Annotated in this window: 12 protein-coding genes; 9 read left to right on the top strand and 3 right to left on the bottom strand. The window is 61.5% G+C overall.

Features of this window, described 5'->3' with window-relative positions:
• Window positions 1-39: 39 nt before the first annotated feature.
• The gene (locus AC1UK9_RS02245) at window positions 40-2,484 is read left to right on the top strand and encodes a penicillin-binding protein 1A (protein ID WP_482580448.1); all 2,445 of its coding nucleotides are present in this window, start codon (window positions 40-42) and stop codon (window positions 2,482-2,484) included.
• A 453-nt stretch (window positions 2,485-2,937) separates the two neighbouring features.
• Here AC1UK9_RS02245 and AC1UK9_RS02240 read toward each other — a convergent pair whose 3' ends face one another.
• From AC1UK9_RS02240 to rpmE, 3 genes are all read right to left on the bottom strand, one after another.
• Entirely contained in the window at window positions 2,938-4,206 is a 1,269-nt protein-coding gene (locus AC1UK9_RS02240) for a malic enzyme-like NAD(P)-binding protein (RefSeq protein ID WP_003220889.1), read from the bottom strand.
• 183 nt (window positions 4,207-4,389) lie between these two features.
• Window positions 4,390-5,172, bottom strand: coding sequence for a thermonuclease family protein (locus AC1UK9_RS02235; protein ID WP_482579216.1), 783 nt, complete (start codon window positions 5,170-5,172; stop codon window positions 4,390-4,392).
• Between the two features lie 41 nt (window positions 5,173-5,213).
• Window positions 5,214-5,429, bottom strand: coding sequence for a 50S ribosomal protein L31 (rpmE, locus tag AC1UK9_RS02230; RefSeq protein WP_025110269.1), 216 nt, complete (start codon window positions 5,427-5,429; stop codon window positions 5,214-5,216).
• A gap of 284 nt (window positions 5,430-5,713) precedes the next feature.
• Here rpmE and AC1UK9_RS02225 point away from each other — a divergent pair, with 284 nt between their 5' ends.
• The 8 genes from AC1UK9_RS02225 to phaZ all read left to right on the top strand — a co-directional run bounded on the left by AC1UK9_RS02225 (window position 5,714) and on the right by phaZ (window position 16,180).
• The gene (locus tag AC1UK9_RS02225) at window positions 5,714-7,933 is read left to right on the top strand and encodes a primosomal protein N' (protein ID WP_482579215.1); all 2,220 of its coding nucleotides are present in this window, start codon (window positions 5,714-5,716) and stop codon (window positions 7,931-7,933) included.
• 222 nt (window positions 7,934-8,155) lie between these two features.
• On the top strand, window positions 8,156-9,892 hold the full coding sequence (gene argS / locus AC1UK9_RS02220) for an arginine--tRNA ligase (protein WP_482579213.1): 1,737 nt from the start codon (window positions 8,156-8,158) through the stop codon (window positions 9,890-9,892).
• A 1-nt stretch (window position 9,893) separates the two neighbouring features.
• Window positions 9,894-10,610, top strand: coding sequence for an SPOR domain-containing protein (locus AC1UK9_RS02215; protein WP_473014242.1), 717 nt, complete (start codon window positions 9,894-9,896; stop codon window positions 10,608-10,610).
• 246 nt (window positions 10,611-10,856) lie between these two features.
• Window positions 10,857-11,387, top strand: a complete 531-nt coding sequence (gene hslV / locus AC1UK9_RS02210) for an ATP-dependent protease subunit HslV (RefSeq protein WP_025110273.1) — start codon at window positions 10,857-10,859, stop codon at window positions 11,385-11,387.
• Between the two features lie 55 nt (window positions 11,388-11,442).
• A complete protein-coding gene (gene hslU / locus AC1UK9_RS02205; RefSeq protein ID WP_482579210.1) occupies window positions 11,443-12,777 on the top strand; it encodes an ATP-dependent protease ATPase subunit HslU in 1,335 nt (444 codons plus the stop codon).
• A 140-nt stretch (window positions 12,778-12,917) separates the two neighbouring features.
• Window positions 12,918-13,292 (top strand): gamma-butyrobetaine hydroxylase family protein, encoded by a 375-nt coding sequence (locus AC1UK9_RS02200; RefSeq protein WP_482580447.1) that lies wholly within the window; start codon window positions 12,918-12,920, stop codon window positions 13,290-13,292.
• A 259-nt stretch (window positions 13,293-13,551) separates the two neighbouring features.
• Entirely contained in the window at window positions 13,552-15,231 is a 1,680-nt protein-coding gene (gene phaC / locus AC1UK9_RS02195; protein WP_473014241.1) for a class II poly(R)-hydroxyalkanoic acid synthase, read from the top strand.
• Between the two features lie 94 nt (window positions 15,232-15,325).
• On the top strand, window positions 15,326-16,180 hold the full coding sequence (gene phaZ / locus AC1UK9_RS02190) for a poly(3-hydroxyalkanoate) depolymerase (protein ID WP_025110277.1): 855 nt from the start codon (window positions 15,326-15,328) through the stop codon (window positions 16,178-16,180).
• Window positions 16,181-16,291: the final 111 nt, after the last annotated feature.

Below are 16,291 nucleotides of genomic sequence, written 5' to 3'. Positions count from 1 at the left end.
GCCCAATTCATTCTTTGCCCTGGATGTCCAAAAGCCTTGATTCGTCTGCTGAAATTTTTCGGTTGGTCCATCGTCGCCGTTTTCTGCGGACTGCTTTTAGGTCTCAGCGGCGCGTTTCTTTACCTTAGTCCGGGTTTGCCGTCTGTGGAGGCCCTGAGAAGCATTCAGTTGCAGATTCCGCTGCGGGTCTACAGCAGCGACAACAAGTTGATCGCAGAATTTGGCGAAATGCGCCGTACTCCGATCCGTTTCGCCGACATTCCGCCCAATTTCATTAATGCGTTACTAAGTGCTGAAGACGACAACTTTGCCAACCACTATGGCGTCGATCCGAGCAGCCTGATGCGTGCGGCGACCCAACTGGTCAAGAGCGGGCACATCCAGTCCGGCGGCAGCACCATCACCATGCAGGTGGCGAAGAACTTCTTCCTGACCAGCGAACGCAGCTTCTCGCGCAAAACCACGGAAATTCTCCTGGCGCTGCAGATCGAACGGCAGTTGACCAAGGACGAGATCCTCGAGTTGTACGTAAACAAGATCTATCTGGGTAACCGCGCCTATGGCATCGAGGCGGCGGCGCAGGTGTATTACGGCAAGTCGATCCGTGACATCAGCCTGGCGCAAATGGCGATGATCGCCGGCCTGCCGAAGGCCCCGTCGCGTTTCAACCCGCTGGCCAACCCGGCACGCAGCAAGGAACGTCGCGACTGGATCCTCGGCCGCATGTACAAGCTCGGCAAGATTTCCGAGGCCGACTACACCGCCGCGATCAACGAGCCGCTGAACGCCAGCTATCACGTGCCGACCCCGGAAGTGAACGCGCCGTACATTGCTGAAATGGCCCGTGCCGAAATGGTCGGCCGCTACGGCAGCGACGCCTATACAGAAGGCTTCCGCGTCACCACCACGGTGCCGAGCAACCTGCAGGAAATGGCCAACACCGCCCTGCACGAAGGCTTGATGACCTACGACCAGCGTCACGGCTACCGTGGCCCCGAGTCACGCCTGCCGGGCAAGACTCACGAGGCCTGGGTCAGCGAGCTGACCAAGCAGCGCACCATCAGCAGCCTGGAGCCGGCCATCGTCACCCAGGTCGACAAGAATGGCTTGCAGGTGCTGACCCGCACCGGCGAAGAACACGTCGCCTGGGACACCATGAAATGGGCACGTCCGTTCCTCAACACCAACAGCATGGGCGCCGCACCGCGTCAGCCGTCGGATGTGGCCCAGGTCGGCGATCTGATTCGCGTACAGCGTCAGCCAAACAACTCGCTGAAGTTCAGCCAGATCCCGCAGGCGCAAGGCGCGCTGGTCTCGCTGGATCCGCAGAACGGCGCGATCCGCTCGCTGGTCGGCGGCTTCGCTTTCGAGCAGAGCAACTACAACCGCGCCCTGCAGGCCAAACGTCAGCCGGGCTCGAGCTTCAAGCCGTTCGTCTACAGTGCTGCGCTGGACAGCGGCTACACCGCCGCAACCCTGGTCAACGACGCCCCGATCGTGTTCGTCGACGAGTACCTCGATAAAGTCTGGCGACCGAAGAACGACACCAACACCTTCCTCGGCCCGATCCGTCTGCGCGAAGCGCTGTACAAGTCGCGCAACCTGGTGTCGATCCGCCTGCTGCAGGCGATGGGCGTGGGCAAGACCATCGACTACATCACCCGCTTCGGCTTCAACAAGCAGGATCTGCCGCCGAACCTGTCGCTGGCACTGGGTACCGCAACCCTGACCCCGATGGAAATCGCCACCGGCTGGAGCGCCTTCGCCAACGGCGGCTTCAAGATCACCCCGTACATCATCGACAAGATCGAAAGCCGGAACGGCGACACGCTGTTCGTCGCCAACCCGCCGACCGTGCCTCAGGGTATCTCGGCCACTGATGGCTTTGCCGCGCCGGCGTCCCAGCCGATCACCGTCAACGCCGCGCCAGTACCGGGTGAAGCCCCGGGCGCTGCTGCAGCGCCACAAGCGCCGGCCGTGGCCGAGCGGATTGTCGATGGCCGCACCACGTACATCCTCAACAGCATGTTGCAGGACGTGATCAAGCTCGGCACCGGTCGCCGCGCGCTGGCCATGGGTCGCAGCGACATCGCCGGCAAGACCGGCACCACCAACGAATCGAAGGATGCGTGGTTCTCCGGTTACAACGCCGATTACGTGACCACCGTGTGGACCGGTTTCGATCAGCCGGAAAGCCTCGGTCGCCGCGAGTTCGGGGGTACCGTGGCGCTGCCGATCTGGATGAACTACATGTCGGCTGCACTGAAGGACAAGCCGCCGCACGTGCAGCCTGAGCCGGAAGGCATCCTCAGCCTGCGGGTGGATCCGGTCAGCGGTCGTGCGGCGACGCCAAGCACGCCTGGCGCCTATTTCGAACTGTTCAAGTCCGAAGACACGCCGCCGTCGGTGAACGAGCTGGGTAACGGCACTGCGCCGGGCAGCCCGCTGCCGGCGGATGAGCAGGCGCCGATCGATCTGTTCTGATCCCGCCCCAGCAAAAAAGCCCCGCCTTCGTGAGAAGTGCGGGGCTTTTTATTGCCTGTCGGTTTTGTATGGCCTGGGCCGGCCTCTTCGCGAGCAAGCCCGCTCCCACAGGGTTTTGCAGTGTTCACACACTTCATGTACACCCCCCGATTCCTGTGGGAGCAGGCGCCGATCGATCTGTTCTGATCCCGCCCCAGCAAAAAAGCCCCGTCTTCGTGAGAAGTGCGGGGCTTTTTATTGCCTACCGGTTTTGTATGGCCCGGGCCGGCCTCTTCGCGAGCAAGCCCGCTCCCACAGGGTTTTGCAGTGTTCACACACTTCATGTACACCCCCAGATTCCTGTGGGAGCGGGCTTGCTCGCGAAGGGGCACTGAAGAACACCACAAATCACACAGGCACAAAAAAGCCCCGACTCTCACGAGCCGGGGCTTTCGGTTGAAGCGCTACAACGACTTAGCCGTTGAACACGTCATCCACGCTTTTCAGCGGGTAGTTCTTCGGATACGGCAGGGTGGCCACGCCGGTCTCGATTGCGGCCTTGGCCACAGCGTCGGAGATCAGGGTGATCAGGCGCTTGTCCATTGGCTTCGGAATGATGTACTCACGACCGAATTCCAGTGGCGCACCACCGTAGGCATCGCACACGTCCTGTGGAACAGGCAGCTTGGCCAGTTCACGCAGAGCGTTGGCGGCAGCCACTTTCATTTCTTCGTTGATGCGCTTGGCGCGAACGTCCAGGGCACCACGGAAAATGAACGGGAAGCCCAGTACGTTGTTGACCTGGTTCGGGTAGTCGGAACGACCGGTGGCCATGATCACGTCGCTACGGGTGGCGTGCGCCAGTTCCGGGGAGATTTCCGGATCCGGGTTCGAGCAGGCGAAGACGATCGGGTTGGCCGCCATCGACAGCAGGCCTTCAGCGCTCAGCAGGTTCGGGCCGGACAGACCGACGAACACGTCAGCACCTTTCAGAGCGTCAGCCAGGCTGCGCTTGTCGGTCGCGTGGGCGAACACGGCTTTGTACTGGTTCAGGTCGTCACGGCCGGAGTGGATCACGCCGGTACGGTCAACCATGAAGATGTTTTCGATCTTCGCGCCCATGCTCACCAGCAACTTCATGCAGGAGATGGCCGCAGCGCCAGCGCCGAGGCAGACGATCTTGGCTTCCGGCAGGGTTTTGCCAGCGATTTCCAGAGCGTTGATCATGCCCGCAGCGGTCACGATCGCAGTGCCGTGCTGGTCATCGTGGAATACCGGGATGTCGCACTGCTCGATCAGAGCGCGTTCGATCTCAAAGCACTCAGGTGCCTTGATGTCTTCCAGGTTGATACCACCGAAGGTGATGGAGATGCGTTTCACGGTGTCGATGAAGGCTTGCGGGCTTTCGGAATCGACTTCGATGTCGAACACGTCGATGCCGGCGAAGCGCTTGAACAGCACGCCTTTACCTTCCATCACTGGCTTGGAAGCCAATGGGCCGAGGTTACCCAGGCCCAGAATCGCGGTGCCATCGGAAATGACTGCAACCAGGTTGCCCTTGCCGGTGTATTTGTAGGCCAGTTCAGGATCGCGGGCGATCTCACGCACTGGTTCAGCTACGCCGGGGCTGTAGGCCAGCGACAGGTCGCGGGCGGTAGCAGTGGCCTTGGTGAGCTCGACACTCAGCTTCCCTGGACGAGGATTGGCATGATATTCGAGAGCGGCAGTTTTCAGATCAGACATTTTGGCATTCCGCTTTTTACTGTTGGACAGACTGGTCAGCGAGGATACGCGCCTCGCAAAGTCCCCACAAGACTGAGCAGTCACCCCTGTCAAGCGCCCTGTCCTACGACTTTGGGCCAAGAGCCACGGCGCACAAGGGCTGGACTGTTCACAATCGACAGAAAAAATGTCTACAATTTTTATTCAGCGAGCGCTTTGCAGCATCGATGGATCGGTCAGTGGCAGCAACCAGCGCGACTGCCCCGGTTTCAAGCCGCCCCGGCGCGAACGATCGACGATCCACCCGCGAGCCTCGATCTGCCTGCCCTTCAGCGCCTGCAACCGCGCACTGTCAAATTGTCCGACCAGATTGGGCGCAACACGCAGTACAAGCGAGCCCTGCAACTCGATCCAGATTGCGCCACGATTGCGCTGAACCTTGCTCACACGCCCGCTGATCACCGCGAAACCGGAATCAGCAATCTGCTCCGCTTTCAATACAGGCGACTGGCGCCATAAGCCTCGACCGGCCAGCCGGGCACTGCGTTCGGCAACCTGCTGACAGGCGACAAGATCGACGTTCGGCGCCACCGCCACATGGAAACCGAGACCGTCGGCGAGCATTTGCGCTTCAAGATTGGCGCCACTGGCACTGTAGACATGCGCGAGGGTGCGACCGTAATGGTCCTTGGCTTGCTTGCCGGGCAGCAAACCGATCCGTCCGCCACTGCCTGCTACCAAAGCCTCCAGGCGTTTGCGCGCCGCCATGGCGAATGGCTGGTCGCTGCGGCCCTGCCTGCCCAGTTCCGGCGTGTTGAGGCCGATCATGCGCACACTGCGCCCGTCGCTCAGGCGCAAAGTGTCGCCATCGACCACGCGCTGGACGCTGACGCTGGTCAGGCCGGCAGGCGCCGGGCAAAACGCCTGGGCAGCGGACAGCCAAATCGCGGACACAAAAAAGGCGCCCGCGAGGGACGCCTTTTTCATCAGACCGGAAAAGCCGTAGAAGCTTTCCAGAATGAAGAGCCTTAGGCTTTTTTGCCGAAAGCGCCGAAACGGTCTGCGAACTTCTGAACGCGACCACCGGTGTCCAGAGTCTTCTGCTTACCGGTGTAGAACGGGTGGCATTCGTTGCAAACGTCGATTGGCAGAGCTTTGCCGAAAGTCGAACGAGTTTCGAACTTGTTGCCACAGCTGCAGGTAACAGCAATGACTGGGTAATTCGGGTGGATATCAGCTTTCATGATGTCTTCCTCAGCTAGCGTGCCGCCACCCAACACTATTGTTGAATACCGCACGTAATTAGGCCGCGGATTCTACCAGACAATGTCAATCGCGCAAGCTGTCCCTGAGACCGACCGTCTGCTAGGCTCCCGGCCTTGAACACATTCTCCTGTGGGGCGGGCTTGCTCGCGAATGCAGTGTGTCAGCCAGCATTACGGTGCCTGACACACCGCAATCGCGAGCAAGCCCGCTCCCACAATTGATCTGCGCTCGCCCTCCTTTTGTGTTGAAAGAGACCCCCCGCGTGCCCGACGCCATACTGCGCCTCGCCCTGCCTTCGCCCCTGCGCCGCCTGTTCGACTATCGGGCGCCGGCCGGGGTGCTGCGCGCCCAGCTGCAGCCAGGCATGCGCCTGCGGGTACCGTTCGGGCGGCGGGAGATGATCGGGATTCTGGTGGAAGTCACAGACACCAGCGAAGTGCCGCTGGAAAAACTCAAACCGGCGCTGGCCCTGCTCGATACCGAGCCGCCGCTGCCGCCAGCGCTGTTCAAGCTGTGCCTGTGGACATCGCAGTATTACCAGCACAGCCTCGGCGACACATTGAGCTGGGCGCTGCCGGTGCTGCTGCGCCAGGGCGAACTGGCCGAGGCCCGTCAGGAACGTTTCTGGTCGGTTAGGCCCGGGGCCAGCCTGGATGATCCGCGCATCGCCCGCGCCCCGCGGCAACGCGAAGCACTGGCGACGCTGGCGCAGCACCCGCACGGCGTCGCCCATCAGTTGTTGAGCAAGCTGATGTTGAGCAAAGACAGCCTCGACCTGCTGTTGGCCAAGAATCTGGTGCAAGTGGAGATCCGGCGGCACGCCCCCGGCGTGCGCCATGAACACTGGCTGGCGCAACCGGAACTGCCGCTCAATACCGAGCAACGCGCCGCTTACGAAGCGATTCGCGCCGGGTTCGACAGTTATCACGCCTTTCTGCTGGCCGGGGTTACCGGCAGCGGCAAGACCGAAGTCTATTTGCAACTGATCCGCGAAACCCTCGAAGCCGGCAAGCAGGCACTGGTGCTGATCCCGGAGATCAACCTCGGCCCGCAGACCCTGGCGCGTTTCGAGCAACGCTTCAACGCACGCATCGCCCTGCTGCATTCGGCGGTCAACGACCGCGAGCGTCTCGACGCCTGGCTCGCCGCCCGGGACGGTGAGGCCGACATTATTATCGGCACCCGCTCGGCGCTGTTCACCCCGATGAAGAACCCGGGGCTGATCATCATCGATGAAGAACACGACGGCTCCTATAAACAGCAGGAAGGCCTGCGTTACCACGCCCGCGATCTGGCGCTGGTGCGTGCGCGCCAGGAAAACATCCCGATCGTCCTCGGCTCCGCCACGCCTTCGCTGGAAAGCCTGCACAACGCTTACACCGGCCGCTATGGCCTGCTGCGCCTCAACGAGCGCGCAGGCGGCGCCAAGCAACCACGCTTCTTGCGTCTGGATGTGAAAAGCCGTCCGCTGGACAGCGGCATTTCCGGGCCGATGCAGCAAGCCATCGGCCAGACCCTTGCCGCCGGCCAGCAGGTGCTGGTGTTTCTCAACCGTCGCGGTTTTGCGCCGACCCTGCTGTGCCACGATTGCGGCTGGATGTCCGAGTGCTCGCGTTGCGATGCGCGGATGACCGTGCACCAGCGCTATGGCGAGTTGCGCTGCCACCATTGTGGCTACGTCGAACGCGTACCGCGCCAGTGCCCCAAGTGCAACAAGGTCGATCTGCGCCCGGTGGGGGCCGGCACCGAGCGCGCCGAGGAACGGCTGGCGATTCTGTTCCCGGATTACCCGGTATTGCGCGTCGACCGCGACAGCACTTCGCGCAAGGATGCGATGAATCAGTTGTTCGCGACGATTCAGAAGGGTCAGCCGTGCATTCTGGTCGGCACGCAGATGTTGGCGAAGGGGCACCACTTCCCCCGGGTCACGCTGGTGTCGATTCTGGATGCCGACGGCGGGCTGTTCTCCGGCGACTTCCGCGCCAGCGAGCGCATGGCGCAATTGATTGTGCAGGTGGCCGGGCGTGCCGGACGCGCTGAAGAGCCGGGCAAGGTGATCATCCAGACGCACCTGGCCGACCATCCTTTATTGGTGCAGTTGACCGAGCAGGGCTACTTCGCGTTCGCCGAGCAGGCATTGAGCGAGCGCCGTGCAGCAGGGCTGCCGCCGTTCTCGCACCTGGCCTTGTTGCGCGCCGAAGCGCACAAGCCGGGACAGGCCGAAGGCTTTCTCGATGAAGCGTGCAGCGCGGCCGAGCGTTTGCTGGCCGAGCAGAATCTGACCGGCATCGAATTGCTCGGGCCGGTGCCGGCACCAATGGAGCGCCGCGCCGGGCGCTATCGTGCGCAACTGTTGTTGCAGGCGACGGCGCGGGCGCCGCTGCATCGATTGCTTGCCAGTTGGCTGCTTGAGCTTGAGCAGATGCCGAGCGGACGGGCGGTACGCTGGTCGCTGGATGTCGATCCCGTGGATTTGTATTGATCTGAACATCGCCTTCGCGAGCAAGCCCGCTCCCACATTGGATCTGCGGTGTTCATACAATCCCTTGTGGGAGCGGGCTTGCTCGCGAAAAGGCCCGAATTGTCACCACATATCCATAAGCTGCCTGCTAAGGTTGGCAAGCCCGTCTTCGCAACGGATAATGCCCAGTTTTTCCACCCGCGCATCGATGCGCCGCCGCGCTTGCGGTCGAAAGAGAAGACCATGAAAGACACCATTCGCCAGCTGATCCAACAAGCCATCACCCAACTCGTCAACGAAGGTGTGTTGCCTGAAGGCCTGTCGCCGGCGATTCAGGTGGAGAACGCCCGTGACAAGACCCACGGCGACTTCGCCAGCAACATCGCCATGATGCTGGCCAAGCCTGCGGGCATGAAGCCGCGCGATCTGGCGGAGAAAATCATCGCCGCGCTGCCCGCCGACGAAAACGTCACCAAGGCCGAAATCGCCGGCCCGGGCTTCATCAATTTCTTCCAGAACACCCAGGCCCTGGCCTCGCGCCTTGACGCCGCCCTGGCCGACGCGCACGTCGGCGTGCGCAAGGCCGGTCCTGCGCAACGCACCGTGGTCGACCTGTCGGCACCGAACCTGGCCAAAGAGATGCACGTCGGCCACTTGCGCTCGACCATCATCGGCGACGGCGTGGCCCGTGTTCTCGAATTCCTCGGCGACGAAGTGATCCGCCAGAACCACGTGGGCGACTGGGGCACCCAGTTCGGCATGTTGATGGCGTATCTGCAGGAAAACCCGATCACCAGCGACGAGCTGTCGGACCTGGAAAACTTCTACCGCGCCGCCAAACAGCGTTTCGACGAGTCCGAAGAGTTCGCCGACCGCGCCCGTGGCCTGGTGGTCAAACTGCAGGCTGGCGACGCCGAGTGCCTGGCGCTATGGACCAAGTTCAAGGACATCTCGCTGTCGCACTGCCAGAAGATCTACGAACTGCTCAACGTCAAACTGACCATGGCCGACGTAATGGGCGAAAGCGCCTACAACGATGACCTGATCAACGTGGTCAACGACCTGAAAGCCGCCGGCATGCTGGTCGAAAGCAACGGCGCCCAGTGCGTGTTCCTCGACGAGTTCAAGAACGCCGACGGCGACCCGCTGCCGGTGATCATCGTCAAGGCTGACGGCGGCTACCTGTACGCCACCACCGACCTGGCAGCCGTGCGCTATCGCAGTGGCAAGCTCAAGGCCGACCGCGCGCTGTACTTCGTCGACCAGCGTCAGGCCCTGCACTTCCAGCAAGTGTTCGCCGTGGCGCGCAAGGCCGGCTTTGTGACCCATCCGATGGAAATGGAGCACATGGGCTTCGGCACCATGAACGGCGCCGATGGCCGTCCGTTCAAGACCCGTGACGGCGGCACCGTGAAGCTGATCGACCTGCTGACCGAAGCGCAGGAGCGCGCCTACAACCTGGTGAAGGAGAAGAATCCGGAGCTTGCCGAAGACGAACTGCGCAACATCGCCAAGGTCGTCGGCATCGGTGCAGTGAAATACGCCGACCTGTCCAAGCACCGCACCAGCGATTACAGCTTCAACTTCGACCTGATGCTGAATTTCGAAGGCAACACCGCGCCGTACCTGCTGTACGCCTACACCCGTGTGGCCGGTGTGTTCCGCAAACTGGGCAAGGACTTCAGCGAAGTCGATGGCCAGATCGTCCTCGAAGCCGCGCACGAGCAAGAGCTGGCGGCGAAGCTGGCGCAGTTCGGCGAAGTGCTGAACAGCGTCGCGGAAAAAGGCACCCCGCACATCCTCTGCACCTACCTGTATGACGTCGCCGGCCTGTTCTCCAGCTTCTACGAGAACTGCCCGATCCTCGCCGCCGAAACGCCGGCCCAGATGCAGAGCCGTCTGCGTCTGGCCGCGCTGACCGGTCGTACTCTCAAGCAAGGCCTGGAACTGTTGGGCCTGGAAACTCTGGAGCGCATGTAAGTTGGCTGCCAAGAAAAAACCTGCACCCAAGCGTGGCGCCAGCCGTTACCAAGCTCCTGCAAAGCAACCGATCCCGGGTTGGCTGTGGATGGCCATCGGCCTGACGGTCGGTGCGTTCATCGTGTTCCTGATGAAACTGGAGCCGGGCAAGGGCAGCGACACGGTCAAGCGCGAGAAGGTCGAGCAAGCGCAACAGCAGAAAGCGTCGAAGATCGCCGAGGCCAACAAGACCCCGCCGAGCCCGACGCAACCGGTGAAGCCGAAGTACGATTTCTACACGCTGCTGCCGGAATCGGAAGTGATCGTGCCGCCGGACGCCGTGCCGGAGAAAACCCTGCCGACACCACAAGTGCCGACCATTCCGACCACGCCGGTCACGCCTGCGGAAGCGGCGAAGATCGACACCGCGCGCGCTCAGGCGGCCCTGGCTGGTATCACCCCGCCGCCAGCCCCCCCGGTGAGCAAAGCCGCACCTGTGACCAAGTTCTTCCTCCAGGCCGGCTCGTTCCGCAAAGAGGCGGATGCGGACAAGGTTCGGGCGCAGATCATTCTGCTCGGCCAGGCCGTTTCGGTTGAGTCGGGCACGGTCAAGGACGAAACCTGGTACCGCGTCCTGGTCGGCCCGTTCAGCAACCGCGAACAACTGACCACCGCGCAGAAGCAACTGGCGGGCAGCGGCTTCAGCAATCTGTTGTTACAACAACGCCAAAGCCGCTGATTTCGCCAGAATCACCGCGTCATCGTTCTTCGTCGGAACGCCGCCCGGAGCAAGCTCGCTCCCACAGGATTTACGCAGTCCCTGTGGGAGCGAGCCTGCTCGCGAAGGCAATGATTGCAACACCACATTTTCCTGATCAGTCCCCGCCGTTCGTCCCTCTACACCCTCCCCGGTTGAAATTCTCTCCAGCACCCCCATATGAATGGGCATAAGGCACTTTCGCCCCGCTGTGTGGAGACTCTTCCCTTGACCACCATCGTTTCAGTCCGCCGCCACGGCAAAGTCGTCATGGGCGGCGACGGCCAGGTTTCTCTCGGCAATACCGTGATGAAAGGCAACGCGAAGAAAGTTCGCCGCCTGTACCACGGCCAGGTCATCGCCGGTTTTGCCGGTGCCACTGCCGATGCCTTTACGCTCTTCGAACGTTTCGAAGGCCAGCTCGAGAAACATCAGGGCCACCTGATCCGCGCCGCTGTCGAACTCGCCAAAGAATGGCGCACCGACCGCTCGCTGAGCCGCCTCGAAGCCATGCTCGCGGTAGCCAACAAGGACGCCTCGCTGATCATCACTGGCAACGGTGACGTGGTCGAACCCGAAGACGGCCTGATTGCCATGGGTTCCGGCGGCGCCTACGCGCAAGCTGCAGCCAGCGCGCTGCTGAAAAAGACCGACCTGTCGGCTCGCGAGATCGTCGAAACCGCGCTCGGCATCGCCGCCGATATCTGTGTATTCACCAACCACACTCAGACCATTGAGGAGCAGGATCTCGCTGAATAAGCCTGACGCGGCCTGTGTGCCACGGCTTGTTTCTGCTTGAGGACCGCCAATTATTATGTCCATGACTCCCCGCGAAATCGTCCACGAACTCAACCGCCACATCATCGGCCAGGACGATGCCAAGCGCGCCGTCGCGATCGCCCTGCGCAACCGCTGGCGCCGCATGCAGCTCCCTGAAGAGCTGCGTGTTGAAGTGACCCCGAAGAACATCCTGATGATCGGCCCGACCGGTGTCGGTAAAACCGAAATCGCCCGTCGCCTGGCGAAACTGGCCAACGCGCCGTTCATCAAAGTCGAAGCGACCAAGTTCACTGAAGTCGGCTACGTGGGCCGTGACGTCGAATCGATCATCCGTGATCTGGCCGACGCCGCGATCAAGATGCTCCGTGAGCAGGAAATGACCCGCGTGCGCCACCGTGCCGAAGACGCCGCCGAGGACCGCATCCTCGACGCGCTGCTGCCACCGGCGCGCATGGGCTTCAGCAACGAGGAGCCGGCTCAGGATTCCAACACCCGCCAACTGTTCCGCAAGCGCCTGCGCGAAGGTCAGCTGGACGACAAGGAAATCGAGATCGAAGTCGCCGAAGTGTCCGGCATCGAGATCGCCACGCCACCCGGCATGGAAGAGATGACCAACCAGTTGCAGTCGCTGTTCGCCAACATGGGCAAGGGCAAGAAAAAAGCCCGCAAGCTCAAGGTCAAGGAAGCGCTGAAGCTGGTGCGCGACGAAGAGGCTGGCCGTCTGGTCAACGAAGAAGAGCTGAAGGCCAAGGCGCTGGAAGCGGTCGAACAGCACGGCATCGTGTTCATCGACGAGATCGACAAGGTCGCCAAGCGCGGCAATGTCGGCGGTGCCGATGTGTCCCGTGAAGGCGTACAGCGCGACCTGCTGCCGCTGATCGAGGGCTGCACCGTCAACACCAAGCTGGGCATGGTCAAGACCGACCACATCCTGTTCATCGCTTCCGGTGCGTTCCACCTGAGCAAGCCGAGCGATCTGGTGCCGGAGCTGCAAGGCCGCCTGCCGATCCGCGTCGAACTCAAGGCCCTGAGCCCGGAAGACTTCGAGCGCATCCTCAGCGAACCGCACGCCTCGCTCACCGAGCAATATTGCGCGTTGCTGAAGACCGAACGCTTGAACATCCAGTTCCAGCCTGAAGGTATCAAGCGCATTGCCGAGATAGCCTGGCAGGTCAACGAGAAGACCGAGAACATCGGCGCCCGTCGCCTGCACACGCTGCTTGAGCGTCTGCTGGAAGAGGTGTCGTTCAGTGCCGGCGACCTGGCCAGCACGCACGATGAGAAGCCGATCCTGATCGACGCCGAATACGTCAACAGCCACTTGGGCGAATTGGCGCAGAACGAAGATCTGTCCCGTTATATCCTGTAAGCAACTCTTACAGATGTAATGGAACTGTGGGAGCGAGCCTGCTCGCGAAGACGGCAGTACATTCAACCCTTGTGTTGACTGAACCACCGCATTCGCGAGCAGGCTCGCTCCCACAAGGTTCCGCACCAGACGGATACCTGATCATGATCCCTACCGACATCAAACTGCACAAAGCCTCGAAAACCCTGACGCTCACTTACGCGTCCGGCGAGGAATACACCCTGCCCGCAGAATTCCTGCGCGTGCATTCCCCTTCCGCCGAGGTCCAGGGCCACGGCAAACCGATCCTGCAATTCGGCAAGCTCAACGTCGGTCTGAGCAAGCTGGAACCGACTGGTCACTACGCACTGAAACTGACCTTCGACGACGGCCACGACAGCGGCCTGTTCACCTGGGATTATCTCTACGAGCTGGGGCGACGTTATGACGCACTCTGGGCCGATTATCTGGCTGAGCTCAAAGCGGCCGGGAAAACCCGCGATCCGGACGAGTCGATCGTCAAGCTGATGCTCTAGCCCGAGCCTCTTGCTCTTTAGAGGGCATTTTCTAAATTCATCTGTTTGAATGCTCTGCTGTGTGGCCGAGGATCGGCCTGCTTGCGAAAAAAATTAAACTCGGGTAACCAATGGAGCTGGCAAGTTCCCTGCAGTGCTCTATGAACTGTAAAGCAGCTATGCAGAATTAACGGTCACCCGAGCAGTAGTACCTGGCATTGGCTGTGGAACTGCACAGCAGAAAACCGGGTACTCGTCTCAGGACAATGGAGCGTCGTAGATGAGTAACAAGAATAACGATGACCTGAAGTACCAAGCCTCGGAAAACACCCTGGGGCTTAATCCCGTCGTTGGGCTGCGCGGAAAGGATCTGCTGGCCTCTGCTCGTATGGTGCTGACCCAGGCCATCAAACAACCGATCCATAGCGTCAAGCACGTGACCCATTTCGGTCTCGAACTGAAGAACGTGCTGTTCGGCAAATCCGAACTGCAACCGGCCAGCGATGACCGTCGCTTCGCTGATCCGGCCTGGAGCCAGAACCCGCTCTACAAACGTTATCTGCAAACCTACCTGGCGTGGCGCAAGGAGCTCCATTCCTGGATCGACGACAGCAGCCTGTCACCCAAAGACATCGCCCGCGGCCACTTCGTGATCAACCTGATGACCGAAGCCATGGCCCCGACCAACACGGCGGCCAACCCTGCGGCGGTCAAACGTTTCTTCGAGACCGGCGGCAAAAGCCTGCTCGACGGCCTTTCGCATCTGGCCAAGGATCTGGTGCACAACGGCGGCATGCCGAGCCAGGTCAACATGGGCGCGTTCGAGGTCGGCAAGAGCCTGGGCGTGACCGAAGGCGCAGTGGTGTTTCGCAACGACGTGCTGGAGCTGATCCAGTACAAGCCGATCACCGAACAGGTCCACGAGCGCCCGTTGCTCGTCGTTCCGCCACAGATCAACAAGTTCTACGTATTCGATTTGAGCCCGGACAAAAGTCTGGCGCGTTTCTGCCTGCGCAATAACGTGCAGACGTTCATCGTCAGCTGGCGCAATCCGACCAAGGCCCAGCGCGAGTGGGGCCTGTCGACCTACATCGATGCGCTCAAGGAAGCGGTCGACGTGGTCACGGCGATCACCGGCAGCAAAGACGTGAACATGCTCGGCGCCTGCTCCGGCGGCATCACCTGCACCGCCCTGCTCGGCCACTACGCCGCCCTCGGCGAAAAGAAGGTCAACGCCCTGACCCTGCTGGTCAGCGTGCTCGACACCACCCTGGACAGCGACGTCGCCCTGTTCGTCGACGAGCAGACCCTGGAGACCGCCAAGCGCCACTCGTATCAGGCCGGCGTGCTCGAAGGCAAAGACATGGCCAAGGTCTTCGCGTGGATGCGCCCCAACGACCTGATCTGGAACTACTGGGTCAACAACTACCTGCTCGGCAACGAGCCGCCGGTCTTCGACATCCTGTTCTGGAACAACGACACCACCCGGTTGCCGGCAGCGTTCCACGGCGACCTGATCGAGATGTTCAAAAACAACCCACTGATTCGCCCCAATGCACTGGAAGTGTGCGGCACACCGATCGACCTCAAGCAGGTCACGGCCGACATTTTCTCGCTGGCTGGCACCAACGACCACATCACCCCGTGGAAGTCCTGCTACAAGTCGGCGCAGCTGTTTGGCGGCAAGGTTGAATTCGTGCTGTCGAGCAGCGGGCATATCCAGAGCATTCTGAATCCGCCGGGCAACCCGAAATCGCGTTACATGACCAGTGAAGGCACGGCCGCCAATGCTGATGACTGGCAAGAGAACTCAACCAAGCACACTGATTCCTGGTGGTTGTACTGGCAGGCGTGGCAGGCCGAGCGCTCGGGCGAGCTGAAAAAAGCGCCACTGAAACTGGGCAACAAGGCGTATCCGGCAGGCGAAGCTTCGCCGGGCACTTACGTACATGAAAGATAGCGGCAAGCCATAAGTTACAAGCCGCAAGCTGAGCAGGTTCTGCTTGAGGCTTGCGGCTTGTAACTGCTCCACTCTAACCCGAAGGGCCTGAAGCATGCCGCAACCGTTCATTTTCCGTACCGTCGATCTGGATGGGCAGACCCTCCGCACCGCGGTACGCCCCGGCAAGCCTCATTTGACGCCCTTGCTGATATTCAACGGCATCGGCGCCAACCTGGAGCTGGTGTTTCCGTTCGTCGCGGCGCTGGACCCGGATCTGGAAGTGATCGCCTTCGACGTGCCCGGTGTCGGGGGCTCGTCGACGCCGAGTCGGCCTTATCGCTTTCCCGGGCTGGCGAAACTGACCTCACGGATGCTCGATTACCTCGACTACGGTCAGGTCAACGTGATCGGCGTGTCCTGGGGCGGAGCGCTGGCGCAGCAGTTCGCCCACGACTACCCCGAACGCTGCAAGAAACTGGTGCTGGCGGCGACCGCAGCGGGTGCCTTCATGGTGCCGGGCAAGCCGAAGGTGCTGTGGATGATGGCCAGCCCGCGACGCTACATCCAGCCATCGCACGTGATCCGCATCGCGCCGCTGATCTACGGCGGCTCGTTCCGCCGCGACCCGACGCTGGCCGCCAGCCATGCGGCCAAGGTGCGTTCGGCGGGCAAGCTCGGTTACTACTGGCAACTGTTCGCGGGCCTGGGCTGGACCAGCATTCACTGGCTGCACAAGATCCATCAGCCGACGCTGGTACTGGCCGGCGACGACGATCCACTGATCCCGCTGATCAACATGCGCATGCTCGCCTGGCGAATTCCCAACGCCCAGCTGCACATCATCGACGACGGTCATCTGTTCCTGATCACCCGCGCCGAAGCGGTGGCGCCGATCATCATGAAATTCCTTGAGGAGGAGCGGCAGCGCGCCGTGATGCACCCGCATCCGACACCGCTGGGCGGATAAACCGCCACGGCAGGCTTTATGCAGGGTTTTATACAAAATGCGTGGCAGGACGCCGCGCAGGCAGCAACCCGTAACAGCGACTATGGTGTTCTGGTTCGGTGAGTTTGTTTT

This window comes from Pseudomonas sp. AK-TSAG1-1 (assembly GCF_056821665.1).
Note: the sequence above shows the minus strand (reverse complement) of the source record. Positions and strands in the feature narration are given on the sequence as shown.